Here is a 12,880-nt window from a genome sequence, read left to right on the forward strand (position 1 = left end):
TCTCGCGTAAGCGTTGCGTAAGACGGGCGACAGGTCTGCGTGAACGGACAAGCACGTTTCCAGCAGGCTTGGATCAGCCGCCATGTTAAGGCGCGCTGCGTACGGCGCGCGTTTCGAATTGTTAATGCCCGACGACATGCTACTGCGGCTACTGCGCGACCCGCTGCAGGCCGATGCGATGATCGTCGTTGAACGTGACCGACGCGCGGTTCGTGTAGCGCGGGTCGGCCGTCACGATGAAGTTCAGCTCGATGACCGGATCGAACTGCGTCGAGACGCCGATCCGATGCGTGCCGGGCGGCAGATAGAACACCACGTGCTCGCCGTTCATCAGGTCGGTCACGCGCTCGCCGTCGATATAGACGAGCGCATCGCGGAACCGCACGATCACGTCGCGCGAACGCTCGCGCCGCACGTCCACCGCGACGAGGCCGGGGCCCGGCTGCGTATAGCCCTGTCTGACGATCCGCTCGGCGGGAACCGGTTTGAACGGCACCGGCTCGGCCGGCGTCGACGCGCAACCGGCCAGCGTGAGCACGCTGAGCGCGACGCATGCAGCCGACGCGGCGCAGCGTGCGGCCCGGCCGCGGCAAGACAGGCGCATCGGCATGCTGGTTCTCCCGGGTGCTCTCGACGGTGGGCCGAGTTTCTGACTACGCGGTGCGCTCGTACGCACGACTGTCCCGCATCATAGCAACGCGCGCACCTTGCGCCAGTCAACGCGAACGGAGCACGCGCGCCGCGCCCTCTTGCACGGCGCGGCGTTCTTCTTCATGATCGTTGAAGGCGGCCGCGCTCACGGCTGGCCGTCGTTGGTAACCGGCAAGCCTGTCGATCCGCGTCGGCGGACGCACGATCAAGGAGACTGCGATGTGGTATTTCACCTGGATTCTCGGCGTGGGGGTGGCGCTCGGCTTCGGCATCATCAACGTGTTGTGGCTCGAGACCAACGGCAAGTTCGCGCGCGACCCGCGCCCCGATGCGGCCGCCGCGCCGCGTGAGGACAAGCCTGCGTGACTTCTCTGGTTTTCTTTTGCGGTCATGCGGGCACGGGCAAGACGACGCTGGCGAAAAAACTGTTCGGCCCGCTGACGAAAGTGAGCGGCACTCCCTTCTGCCTGCTCGATAAGGACACGCTGTACGGCGGCTATAGCGCGGCCGCGATGGCGATGGTGACCGGCGATCCGAACGATCGCGACAGCCCTCTTTTCCTGCAGCATCTGCGCGACCCCGAGTATCGCGGCCTCATCGATACCGCGCGCGACAATCTCGAACTCGGCATCAGCGCATTGGTCGTCGGCCCGCTGTCGCGCGAGGTGCGCGAGCGGCGGCTGTTCGATCATGCGTGGCTCGGCGTCGCGCCGGACGTGAGGGTGCGGGTCGTATGGGTGTGGACCTCGGAGGACGTGGCGCGGCAGCGGATCGTCGCGCGCGCGGATCCCAACGATGCGTACAAGCTCGCGCACTGGGACGACTACCGGCGCCGTCGCTTCGAGCCGAGCGGCGCAAGCCGCGAGGGTCTGCTGATGTTCGACAATACCGCGCCCAGTTCGGCGGACTATCAAGCGCTCGTTGCGCAAATTGTCGCCGGATGAGTGCCTCGCGAGCGCAGCGCAGCCCCGCTGATCGGCTGAAAAGCAAAAAATCCCCGTACGTCGGTGACTTACGGGGATTTCCATTTGACGCGAGCGATTCGAACCTCAAACTGTCACCATCGCCTCCAGCGACTGCCCTTCATACAGTTTGCCGAAGCGGTTCGCGAGGAATTCGCCGAGCGACACCTGCTCCTGCCGCACGAAGCCCCTTTGCGGCAGCTTGCGCTCGCGGAACAGATCGAGCACTGCGCACATCGCGCCGGCGGTGGTGATCTGAATCGCGCTCATCGGCACGCCGCAGACGGTCTTCGCGAAAATCTTGCGCGTGAACACCTCCTGCACGAGCTGACCGTCGCGCATGCCGCTCACGGTGATGAACACCAGCACGACGTCCTGCGCGGTCGACGGCACCGAGCGGCGCATGATGGTCTTCAGCGTATCGCGGTCGCTCGACAGACGCAGGTCCTCCAGCAGGAACTGCATCAAATTGCGATGACCCGGATAGCGCACCGACTTGTAGTCGAGCGATTCGACGCGGCCCGCCAGCGTTTCGCATAGCGTGCCCAGCCCGCCCGACGTATTGAACGCTTCGTACTCGGTGCCGTCGAGCGAGAAATGCTCGAGGCCTTCGAGCGGCTGCACCCACTGCGTTCGGCCATCGCGGATCGCCTCGCACGGCTGGCAGTACTCGTTGATCAGGCCGTCGACGCTCCACGTCAGGTTGTACTTCAGCGCATTGGTCGGAAACTCGGGCAGCGCGCCGACGCGCATCTTCACATCGCGGATCTCCGTGAAGCGATTCGCGAGCTCGTGCGCGGCAATGCCGATGAAGCCGGGCGCGAGACCGCACTGCGGCATGAACGCGTGATCGGCATCGTCGGCGATTGCGCGGATCGCGTGCGTCGCGCGTACGTCCTCGGTCAGGTCGAAGTAATGGACACCGGCGCCCTTCGCGGCCGATGCGACGTTCACCGCGAGGTAGTACGGCAGCGCGTTGATCAGCACGTCGAAGCCCTGGATCGCGGCGCGCAGCACGGCGGCGTCGGCGGAATCGATGCGGCGGGTCGGAATGCCCTGGGCGGCGAGCTTGTCGAGTGCGTGCTGATCGCGGTCGAACGCGACGACTTCGTAGTCGCCCGTCTCGCGCAGCATATGAGCAATGGTGTGACCGATCAGACCTGCGCCAACGATAGCTACTTTCATCTGCTTCTCCTTGTTATCCATGTGCTGTCTCCGAGTTGGGGAAGTGCGCCGCGTATCGCACGCGGCGCCTGCGGGCCGAACCCTTGAATGACAGTGTAGGAAGAAGCAAAAACAGTTCATACGCGCAAAATGCTGCGCTATGACCATCAGGTTCGACGTTATGACGAAAGGGTCAAACGATTCGTCGAAAACGCGTAAAAAAAAGCGTAAACGACGGACTCTGGAAGCACTCGCGAAGAGGTTACGCCGGGCGCCAGATCACACCGTGCCGCGGTCGATCTTGCGCGCCAGAATGATCGACGTCGTGGTTCGCTCGACGCCTTCGAGCCCGCCGATCTGATCGAGCAGGTCGTTGAGCCGCTCTGGCGAATCGGCACGCAGCCATGCCACGTAGTCGAACTCACCGCTGACCGCGCACAGCAACTGCACTTCGGGCATCTTGCCGAGGCGCTTCTGCACGGCCGGCCCGTGCTTCGGCGCGATGATGATGCCCACATACGCGACGATGCTCGAATCGAGCACGTCCTGGCCCAGCCGCACGCTGTAGCCGGCGATCACGTTGCTGCGTTCGAGCCGCGCAATCCGCGCGATCACGGTCGTGCGCGCGACGCCGAGCTGTCGCGCGAGATTCGCGACGCTCTCGCGCGCGTTGGCTTGCAGCAGTGCAACGAGATTACGGTCGAGGTCGTCGAGCTGGTCGAGGCGCGGAGGTCTCATCGAAGGGGCGGGAAGTTGGTGTGGAATGTCGCGGATTATCGCGCGTCTGCGCGGGCAGCGGCGCTGTGTCACGCGCGTCCTCGACGCAGCGTGTCGGAGCACTCGCCGCTCAGCGCGAGCCGTTTCCCTTTCGTTTCGGTTGTAAGCGTTTGTCGCACAGGAGCCGCATTGCAGGCATATCGTGTTACTAATAGCGGCGACGGGCGAATGCGGCAGCCGGTTGCGGTGCGCCGCTATTCGTCGCTGGCGCGAGGCGAGTCGCACGCCGCGCGCCGAGTCTCAATACGAACAGACATCAGGAGTTTCGATGAAAAAAGCACTGGTTATGCTGGCTACGGCCGTATCGATGGGCGGCGCGTTCGCTCAAACCGCCGCCGCGCCGGCCTCGGCACCGGACACCACGGCAACGGCTTCCACGGCCAAGGCCGGTCACGAACGCAACGTCGAAGACCGTATCGCTTATCTGCATTCGCAACTGAAGATCACGCCCGCGCAGGAAACGCAATGGAAGGCGTTCGCCGACGTGATGCGCAGCAACGGCGAAACGATGGGCCAGCTGTTCGAGCAGCGCAAGGCCGCCACCAACGTCAGCGCGCTCGACGACATGAAACAGTACGCAACGATTGCGCAGGCGCACGCGGACGGCATGAAGAAGCTCGTCGATGCGTTCGAGCCGCTGTATAGCAGCCTGTCGCCGGAGCAGAAGAAGCTCGCCGATGCGACGTTCCACCATGGCGGTCCCGAGGGTCATCAGCGCGGCCACCATGGCAAGGGCAAGGGCGGCAAGCCCGCGGCCGAAGCCGCGAGCGACGCGACTGTCAAGCCGTAATCAAAGATCGCCCGCGGCGGGGGTTGCCCCGTTGCGGGCATCTGGCATGATTCGGGTTCGCAAAGCGGCGAGTCTCGCCGCAACGCCCACCTTCTAATCTCCCACCCGCTTCATGACCGAACTCAGGAATGTCGATCTGCGTGACGATCCGCACGCCCAACGCGTCGTCAAGGATGAAACGGTGAGCGTCGAATTCGCCGCCGCCGAAGGCCAATTGATGAGCCTCGAAGGTCCGAATCGCTATGTGCGCGGCGATGCGCTGATCACCGGCTCGACCGGCGACCGCTGGGTCGTGTCGCGCGAGCGCTTCGACGCGAAGTACCTGCCCGCCGATGCGGCGCTCGCCCACGGCGAAGCCGGCGCCTATCGCAACCGGCCGGCGGTCGTGCTTGCCCGCCGGATGGACGAGCCCTTCTCGCTCGCGCGCTCGGCGAGCGGCGGTGACGTGCTGCACGGCGCGGCCGGCGACTGGGTCATGCAGTACGCGCCCGGCGACTATGGTGTCGTGCAGGCCGCGCGTTTCGCGAAGGTCTATCGGCTGGCGGACTGAATCCGCTTCGCCCGCGCTTCATGCGAACTCGTCGCCGAGCTCGACCGTGACTTCGCGCGGGACCGCCTCGCCGTTCGCGTACATTTCTTCGAGTGAGCCCAGGCTCGCTTCGACGTACGCGCGCAAAACCGCGAAGCTGCGGCCACGCAGCCGCGCCGGCATCGCGCAATAACGCGCGAGCGCCGCCGGCGCGATCGCGACCGTCATCTCGATACGACGCGCGGTCGAACCGAAGCGCATCGCTACCCAGTGAATCGTCAGTGTGGGGGTGCCATTGTCGGCGGCACGCTCGATGAACTGCGTCTGCTCGGGAAACAGATCGCTGATGACGCGCGCGAGTTCGTCGAACTCCGGATGCGCGCAGTCGTATTGGTAAGCTTCCATGAAGGCTGCCGGGAAAAGAAGATCCTGAAACGTAGGCGCATTTTAGAGAAACGCCGGAGGGATAGCGAGGCGCCTGCGATCCAGCGGTTCATCCGCTCACGCCGCCGGCCGCCGGTAACTCCGGATCAACAGTCCCGCGACGAACACCGCCGCCACCGCATAGATCGTATCGACCGCTGCGAGCGGCAGCAGCCGCGCCTGCGTCATCGCTGCGGGCGCGTCGATCAGCGCGTGCACCACGATCGCGAGCGGCAGGATGCCGCGCGAGCCGGCCCGCACGCCGCGCCACATCAGCACCGACAGGCCGATCTGGAACACCAGCGCCGCGACGCGTTCGAGCGCGAAAATGCCGGCCAGTTGCGGCGTCAGGCTCGCGAGAATCAGATGCACGCGCATTACTGCTTCGGCCGGCAGATTGCCGAGGTAATCGCCGAGCCTTCCGCGGTTTTCGAGCACCGCGAACACGAGCCACTGGATCTGCACGAGCACGCCGACCATCCACGCTTCCGCGCCGCCGTGGCCGAGTCCGTAACTCAGCGCGGCGCCATCGTCGGCACGCAACGCGGCGGTGCGTTTGTCGGCGGTCGCACTGGCGGCGGTGCTGCCCCCCACGCTTGCAGCGACGCCGGTGGGCGCGTCCACGCTCGACTTCTTGCGCACGGCCGGCTGCGTCGCCGCGCGCTTCATCAGCAGCCGCATGCCGAAGAACCGCCCCACTTCCTCGCAAACGCCCGCGGCCAACGCTCCGTAGACAACGAACGCTAGCGGCTGCGAAAGAAACGCCGCCGTCGCCGCGTTACCGCGCAGCAGACAGTCGTTCAGCGCCCGCTCGATCACCATCGCGAACAGCGCGAACACCGCGACGCCGGCGATCGCATCACGCGGCCTGAGCGCGAGCGGACGGTGCAACTGCCGGTAAATCAGAAAAGGTAAAGCGGCGATGACGAGCGTGGCGAGCGCGAGGCTCGCGAGGGTAAGCGGTGGCACGACCATGAGTATCCTTGCGGGGTTCCTTGCAATCCCCGGCGCGCAACCGCTGCGCGCCGCAGCCCCGAATGATCGCAGATTGACCGGAAATCAGCGCGCCGTCGACGCACGCACGATCAGCTCGCCGGGCAACAGGCAGTCGCGCGCGCCCGTCAGCGCGCCTTCGATGCGCTCGTGCAGGAATTCGACCGCGCGATATCCGATGTCATAGGTCGGCTGACGAATCGTCGTGATGCCGGCGAGCTCGGCCCAATCCGGATCGTCGACGGAAAGCAGCGCGACGCGGCTCTGCCAGTGCGCGCCGTAACGGGCGTTCAGGTGCAGCGCGAGGCGCAACGCGACCGGTGCGTTGGCCGCGAACAGCGCCACGCGTGGGGCGGTGCCGGCCCCGCCTGGCGAGTCGATCGCACCATCCAGCTCCGCAAGGGCGCGCTCGACAGCAGCTTCATCGGCGAGATCGAGTACAAGCGTATGACCGCGCGCGCGGCCCTCGTCGCGCATCGCGCGATCGAACGCTTCGACGCGCTGCCGCCGCGAGCTGACCCGCTCGAACGGCTGCACGACGAACCAGATATGCTCGAAGCCCCGTTCGAGCAGATGCCGCGTCCCCAGCTCGGCGGCCGCGCCATTGTCGAGACCGACCATGTCCGCGATCAGCCCCTCCACGCGGCGATCGACCAGCACCGCCGGAATCCCGCCGTCGCCGACCGGCCGCAAGGTCTCCTCACGCACGCCCAGCGCGTTGACGATCACGCCTTCCACGCGATACGTGGTCAGCAGTTGCAGGTAACGCCGCTCCATCTCGACCTCGTTCGCCGCGTGGCAGATCAGCGGCATCAATCCGAGCGCGTGGCAGGCGGCCTCGACGCCTTGCAGCACTTCGACGGAATACGGATTGGTCAGGTCGGCGACCAGCATCCCGATCAGCCGGTTGCGGCCGCGCTTCAGGCCACGCGCCATCTGGTTCGGCTGATAGTCGAGCCGCGCGATCGCGGCTTCGATGCGCGCGCGCAGCTCGGGTGACAGCGCGCTGAACTCGCCGTTCAGATAGCGCGAGATGCTGGTCTTGCCGGTGCCGGCTTCGCGCGCGACATCGGTGATCGTCGCGCGGCGCGTCGGCGCGGGCGGCGGATTGGGTGGCGTGCCGGGCGGGGTCGTGCTCATTCGCTGATCGCTCGTGTCGGTGCAAGGGCGGCAGCTTGCGCGCCGCCCGGCGATTCACTTCGCCAGGACTTCACGATTGACGATGTTGGTCGTCAACGTGCCGTCGAGCGCGGCGACCAGGTTTTGCGCCGCGTTGAGCGCCATCGCATGACGGGTCTCGTGCGTCGCCGAGCCGATATGCGGCAGCGCGACCACGTTCGGCATCGACAGCAACGGCGAGTCGGCCGGCAACGGTTCGGTGTCGAACACGTCGAGGCCCGCGCCGTGAATCGTGCCGTTTTGCAACGCGTCGATCAGCGCCGGTTCGTCGACGGTCGCGCCGCGCGACGCGTTGATCAGGATCGCGCTCTTCTTCATCGCGCGCAATTCGGCCGCGCCGATCAGATGCCGCGTCTCTTGTGTGAGCGGCACCTGCAGGCAGACGAAATCGGACTGCGCGAGCAATTCCGCCAGCTCGACGCGGCGCGCGCCATACGCCTCTTCCGCATGGCGGTTCGCACTGCGGTTCGAGTACAGCACCTTCATGTTGAAGCCGAGCGCCGCGCGTCGCGCGACCGCGCCGCCGATCCGCCCAAGCCCGACGATGCCGATCGTCTTGCCCTGCACGTCGAGCCCGAACTGCGCGGGCCCGATGCTCGTGCGCCACTGCCCCGCCTTGACCCAGTCGGCCAGCTCGACGACGCGCCGCGCGGACGCGAGGATCAGCGAGAACACGGTATCGGCGGTCGATTCGGTCAGCACGTCCGGCGTGTGTGCGAGCACGATGCCGCGGCGCGTGAGGTCGTCGACGTCGAACTGGTCGTAGCCGACCGAGATCGTCGACAGGGCCTTCAGCCGGCTCGCGCCTTCGAGCATCGCCGGCGTGATCTTCACGCTCGCGCCGATGCCGCCGTCGGCATCGCGCAATGCGGCGACGAACGCATCATGCTGTGACGGATCGACCGGCACGACCTGCGCATGCTGTTGCAGATAGGCGAGCACATCCTCGGGCAGCGACTTCCAGGCGACGATCTTGTTCATCAGCTAATTTTCCTTGCGACAGTGGGACGAGCGGAGTCGCGTTGTTCGGCGGCGGCCGGCTTGACGGCGAGCGTCAGGATCACCGCGGCGACGAGCGCCACGCTCATGAACGCATACGATGCCGCGGGCGAGCCGGTCGCGCCGTTCAGATACCCGACCACGTACGAGCCGACGAACGAACCGAGCGCGCCCATGCTGTTGATCAGCGCCATCGCGCCGCCCGCGACGTTCTTCGGCAGCAGCTCCGGCACGATCGCGAAGAACGGGCCGTACGGCGCATACATCGCGGCGCCCGCGATCACGAGCAGCGCATACGAAACCCAGAAATGCGCGGAGCCGAGCCCGTACGACGCCGCGAACGCGATTGCGCCGACCAGCAGGAACGGCCACACGAACACCTTGCGGCGGTTGAGTTTATCCGATGCCCATGAAGCTGCAAGCATCGCGATCGTCGCGGCCGCATACGGCAGCGCAGACAGCCAGCCGGTCTCGACCATGCCGATCGACGAGCCGTTCTTCAGGATCGACGGCAGCCACAGCACGAAACCGTACACGCCGATGCTCCAGCAGAAATACTGCGCGCACAGCTTGATGACCGCGGGCGTGCGAAACGCCTCGCTGTAGTTGCGCACCGGCTTGATCGCGGCCTGCTCGGCGCGCAGCGTCTGCGCGAGCGTGTCCTTTTCCTGCTGCGTGAGCCACGACACCTGCTCGGGTTTGTCCTTCACGAGGAACCACCAGCACACCGCCCAGAGGATCGCGGGCGCGCCCTCGGCGATGAACATCTGCCGCCAGCCGAACGAATGCACCAGATAGCCCGATACGACCGACATCCACAGCACCGTGACCGGATTGCCGAGAATCAGGAACGTGTTGGCGCGCGAGCGTTCGCTCTTCGTGAACCAGTTGCTGATGAAGATCAGCATCGCCGGCATCACCGCGGCTTCGACGACGCCGAGCACGAAACGGATCGCCATCAGCGACGGGATGTTGCTGACCATGCCGGTCAATGCGGCGCAGCCCCCCCACAGAATGAGGCTCCAGAACACGAGCTTCTTCACGCTGCGGCGCTCGGCGTAGATCGCGCCCGGAATCTGGAAGAAGAAATAGCCGAGGAAAAACAGCGCGCCGATCAGCGACGCGAGCCCCTTGCTGATGCCGAGATCCTGGTTGATGCCGGCCGCCGCCGCGAAGCCGAAATTCGCGCGATCCAGATACGCGAGGCTGTAGGTGATGAACACGATCGGCATGATCGTCCACCAGCGACGAATCGCAAGTGATGTGGTCATGAAAGTCTCCTTGGACGGCGTCGTCCCGAATCAATGATGAAAAAATCTGGGCGCGCTGCGGGCGCTCTTGTTGTCGTCGATGCTGGTCGCGGATGCATCGCGATCGATGCAGTCCGCTTCGCGTCAGGCCGCGCTTGCGATACCCGGCACCTCGGCCAGTTCCAGCGCGTCGAGTTCGGCGCGGCTCGGCAAGCCTTCCGAATCGCCGATCACCTGGATAGCGAGCGCGCCGATCCGGTTGCCGCGCGCGACCGCCTGCGCGAGCGTGCGGCCTTCGAGCAGCGCGCTGATCACGCCGACCGCGAAACCATCGCCCGCGCCGACCGTATCGACGACGTTCGCGACCGGCCGGCCGGCGATCGTCGCGGCGTCGGTCGCGGTGCGGTAATACGCGCCCTGCGCGCCGAGCTTGACGATCACGCCGCGCGCGCCGCGCTCGAGGTAGAACTTCGCGATGTCCTCCGGCTGCGTGTAGCCGGTCAGAATCTCCCCCTCGCCGATGCCGGGCAGCACCCAGTCGGCGAGAGCAGCCAGCGCGTTCAATCCCTCGACCATCGCCGCGCGCGACGGCCACAGCGTCGGGCGCAGGTTCGGGTCGAACGAAATCGTCTTGCCTGCCGCACGCATTTCGCGGGCCAGATGGAACGCGAGTTCGCGCGAACTCGCCGAGATCGCCGGCGCGACGCCGGTCAGATGCAGATGACGCGCGGGCAGCACGTAGTCGGCGACGTAGTCGTCGAGCGACAAATGGCTCGCCGCCGAGCCTTTGCGGAAGTATTCGACCGCCGGGTCGCTGCCGTCGTCGTTCTTCGACTTCAGCTGGAAGCCGGTCGGGTACCGCGCGTCGGTGCTCACGCATTGCTGGTCGATGCCCTCCTTCGTCAGCGTGTCGCGCACGTACTGGCCGAACGAATCGTCGCCGACGCGGCTCATCCAGCCCACCCTGAAGCCGAGTCGGGACAAGCCGATCGCGACGTTCAGATCCGCGCCAGCGATGCGCTTCGTGAAGTGCCCGACGCCCGCGAGCGGGCCGGTTTCGGCGGCGACGAACATCGCCATCGCTTCGCCGTAGGTGATCACGTCGAGGGCGGGGTACGGGTGGGTCATGCTGGGCTCCTGGTGGTGCTTCTGATGCCGATCATTGATGTTGCGTGGGATGCGTCGGTTGCTGCTTCGGTTGCTGTCTTGCTTGCCGCGTCGCGGGCCTATATCCGCGCTAGCGAGTTCACATAGCGCGCGGCATCCGCATCGATCCGGCTCGGGTCGAACGGAAACTCGATGCCGCGCGGCACATCACGCGGCAGTCGGTCGAGGACCGCGCGGAAGGTAGCGTCATCGTCGGCCGGCGCGGTCGCGAAGCGCCGCGCGCCCTCGCCCGTCGTGGTCTTGCAATGGATGTACTCGACGTACGGCGCAAGCTGCGGCGCGATTTGGAGCGGCGCGACGTCGAGCCACCCCCAGTTGCCGATATCGAAAGTCATGCCGAGCGCACCCGCGTGGCCTTCACGCGCGAGCGCGTCGAACAGCCCGACGAACTGTGCGGGCGAGCCGCCCTGCGCCAGTTGCCCGTTTTCGACGACGAGCCGTGGGTGCGCGCCGCGCGTGGTGCCCGAGCCGCTCGCCAGCTGCGCGACGATCGCCGCACCGTGAGCCTCGCGCGCAAAGCCGCCGAGTTGCAGCTTGACGAAGCGCGCGCCGAGCGCGGCCGCTTCGTCGAGCGCCAGACGCAGCGCGTCGGTATCGAGTTCGCCGTCCGTCGCGAACAACGATGCCGGCGTCGAGAACACCGACCACAGCCCGAGATCGCCCAACGCCGCGCCGAGCGCGCGCAGCCGTTGCGGGGCCGTGTCCGCGTCGCTCGCGAACAGCTCGCGGCGCACTTCGAAACCCGCCGCGCCGGCCCGCTTCGCGGCCTGTGCCCATTTCAGATGGCCGTCGGCGCGCACGGCGTTCACACCGAACGCACTGGCGACGATCACGATCTCGACTGCATCAGCCATGTCCAACTCACTCAATCTTGATGCGAAACCGGCTTTTGGAACCGGTTCCAACCACAATTCGAAAAAAAGCGCCGAGGCGCTGCGATGTGCGAATAGTGCGCGGGACAGCCACCGCGCACCATAGAGGAAATCCCCAGGCGCGCCGGGCCCCAGCTGCCAGCGCTGCGGTCAGCCCTCGTCCGCGATACACATCGCCAGAAACTGTTCGACCACCCGAGAGGGCGCGCTCGCATGCGGCACCAGAATCGACAGCCGCCGCGTCAGCGGCTGCGGGCTCAGCGACATCAGCCGCAGCGCACCGTTCTCGTGCCGCATCGACATTGCCGACACGAAGCCGACGCCCATACCTGCCCGGACCGCTTCCTTCACGCCTTCAACCCCCGCTATCTCGAGCGCCACGCGCATTGGCACGCCCGCGCGCGCGAACTCGCGCTCCACCGTCTGCCGCACGCCCGAGCCTTCCTCGCGCAACACCAGCGGATACGCGCCGAACGCGGCCAGCTCGATGCGCCCGCCGTTGTCCGCCTGCGCGAGCGGATGCGAGCGCGGCATGATCGCGACGATCTCGTCCTCGCGCCACGCATGAACGACCGTGTCCGGCGGCAGATCGGCGCCGGCGGGACCCTCGATCATCGCGATGTCGACCGAGCCGAGCGCGCCGACGATCTCGGCCGTGTTGCCGTTGGCGGTATGCACGGTGACGTCCGGAAAGCGCCGATGGAATTCGGCGATCAGGTACGGCAGCAGGTAGCTCGCCGGCGTCGTGCTCGCGCCGATCCGCAAAGTGCCCTGCTCCAGACCGCGCAGCGCGTCGCGATACGCATGCGCCTGCCGCCAGGTGTCGCGCAGCCGCGCCGCATAGCTGGCGAGCTGCTCGCCGGCCGGCGTCAGCCGCACGCCGCGGCCATCGCGCTGATACAACGGCTCGCCGAACTCGTCCTGCAATTGCCGCAGCTGTCCCGACACCGCCGGCTGCGATAGATGCAGCGCCACCGCCGCCCGGCTGATATTGCGATGCTCAGCGACGGCTGCGAACGTTATAAGCTGATCCGGGGTCATTTCGATGAAATATCCATTGAACCGATACTTCACATTCTAAATCACGATTTTTCATATTGATATATCTAATTTAGGATTAGCCC

At 66.2% G+C, this 12,880-nt stretch carries 15 protein-coding genes; 4 read left to right on the forward strand and 11 right to left on the reverse strand.

The annotated features are described in order from the left end of the window. Positions 1-148 precede the first annotated feature (148 nt). The gene (locus tag BC1002_RS08340; RefSeq protein ID WP_013089616.1) at positions 149-610 is read right to left on the reverse strand and encodes a hypothetical protein; all 462 of its coding nucleotides are present in this window, start codon (positions 608-610) and stop codon (positions 149-151) included. 260 nt (positions 611-870) lie between these two features. Between BC1002_RS08340 and cydX the strand changes: the two genes are divergently transcribed. Continuing rightward, complete coding sequence (cydX, locus tag BC1002_RS35875) at positions 871-1,017, forward strand: cytochrome bd-I oxidase subunit CydX (RefSeq protein ID WP_013089617.1); 147 nt, start codon at positions 871-873, stop codon at positions 1,015-1,017. Beyond that, complete coding sequence (locus tag BC1002_RS08350; RefSeq protein ID WP_013089618.1) at positions 1,014-1,595, forward strand: P-loop nucleotide/nucleoside kinase family protein; 582 nt, start codon at positions 1,014-1,016, stop codon at positions 1,593-1,595. The genes cydX and BC1002_RS08350 overlap by 4 nt, the downstream gene beginning before the upstream one ends. 105 nt (positions 1,596-1,700) lie before the next feature. Here BC1002_RS08350 and BC1002_RS08355 read toward each other — a convergent pair whose 3' ends face one another. Then, positions 1,701-2,798 carry a saccharopine dehydrogenase family protein gene (locus tag BC1002_RS08355; RefSeq protein WP_041734636.1) on the reverse strand — a complete coding sequence of 366 codons (1,098 nt, stop codon included), beginning with the start codon at positions 2,796-2,798 and terminating at the stop codon, positions 1,701-1,703. 258 nt (positions 2,799-3,056) lie between these two features. Then, the gene (locus tag BC1002_RS08360) at positions 3,057-3,515 is read right to left on the reverse strand and encodes an Lrp/AsnC family transcriptional regulator (RefSeq protein ID WP_008922942.1); all 459 of its coding nucleotides are present in this window, start codon (positions 3,513-3,515) and stop codon (positions 3,057-3,059) included. Between the two features lie 307 nt (positions 3,516-3,822). Here BC1002_RS08360 and BC1002_RS08365 point away from each other — a divergent pair, with 307 nt between their 5' ends. Then, a complete protein-coding gene (locus tag BC1002_RS08365) occupies positions 3,823-4,344 on the forward strand; it encodes a Spy/CpxP family protein refolding chaperone (protein ID WP_013089620.1) in 522 nt (173 codons plus the stop codon). A 112-nt stretch (positions 4,345-4,456) separates the two neighbouring features. Further along, a complete protein-coding gene (locus BC1002_RS08370; protein WP_013089621.1) occupies positions 4,457-4,894 on the forward strand; it encodes a PGDYG domain-containing protein in 438 nt (145 codons plus the stop codon). 18 nt (positions 4,895-4,912) lie between these two features. Here BC1002_RS08370 and BC1002_RS08375 read toward each other — a convergent pair whose 3' ends face one another. From BC1002_RS08375 to BC1002_RS08410, 8 genes are all read right to left on the reverse strand, one after another. Next, complete coding sequence (locus BC1002_RS08375; RefSeq protein ID WP_013089622.1) at positions 4,913-5,278, reverse strand: DUF3022 domain-containing protein; 366 nt, start codon at positions 5,276-5,278, stop codon at positions 4,913-4,915. 96 nt (positions 5,279-5,374) lie between these two features. Continuing rightward, positions 5,375-6,271 (reverse strand): YhfC family intramembrane metalloprotease, encoded by an 897-nt coding sequence (locus BC1002_RS08380; RefSeq protein WP_013089623.1) that lies wholly within the window; start codon positions 6,269-6,271, stop codon positions 5,375-5,377. An 84-nt stretch (positions 6,272-6,355) separates the two neighbouring features. Beyond that, positions 6,356-7,429, reverse strand: coding sequence for a LacI family DNA-binding transcriptional regulator (locus tag BC1002_RS08385; RefSeq protein ID WP_013089624.1), 1,074 nt, complete (start codon positions 7,427-7,429; stop codon positions 6,356-6,358). A gap of 54 nt (positions 7,430-7,483) precedes the next feature. Then, complete coding sequence (locus tag BC1002_RS08390) at positions 7,484-8,449, reverse strand: 2-hydroxyacid dehydrogenase (protein ID WP_013089625.1); 966 nt, start codon at positions 8,447-8,449, stop codon at positions 7,484-7,486. Next, positions 8,449-9,738, reverse strand: coding sequence for an MFS transporter (locus BC1002_RS08395; protein WP_013089626.1), 1,290 nt, complete (start codon positions 9,736-9,738; stop codon positions 8,449-8,451). The genes BC1002_RS08390 and BC1002_RS08395 overlap by 1 nt, the downstream gene beginning before the upstream one ends. A gap of 123 nt (positions 9,739-9,861) precedes the next feature. Further along, the gene (locus BC1002_RS08400) at positions 9,862-10,845 is read right to left on the reverse strand and encodes a sugar kinase (RefSeq protein WP_013089627.1); all 984 of its coding nucleotides are present in this window, start codon (positions 10,843-10,845) and stop codon (positions 9,862-9,864) included. Positions 10,846-10,943: 98 nt separating this feature from the next. Beyond that, positions 10,944-11,738 (reverse strand): sugar phosphate isomerase/epimerase family protein, encoded by a 795-nt coding sequence (locus BC1002_RS08405; RefSeq protein WP_013089628.1) that lies wholly within the window; start codon positions 11,736-11,738, stop codon positions 10,944-10,946. A gap of 168 nt (positions 11,739-11,906) precedes the next feature. Continuing rightward, the gene (locus BC1002_RS08410; protein WP_013089629.1) at positions 11,907-12,797 is read right to left on the reverse strand and encodes a LysR family transcriptional regulator; all 891 of its coding nucleotides are present in this window, start codon (positions 12,795-12,797) and stop codon (positions 11,907-11,909) included. Between the last annotated feature and the right edge of the window lie 83 nt (positions 12,798-12,880).

Source organism: Paraburkholderia atlantica (assembly GCF_000092885.1).
In the GTDB taxonomy this organism is placed as follows: domain Bacteria; phylum Pseudomonadota; class Gammaproteobacteria; order Burkholderiales; family Burkholderiaceae; genus Paraburkholderia; species Paraburkholderia atlantica.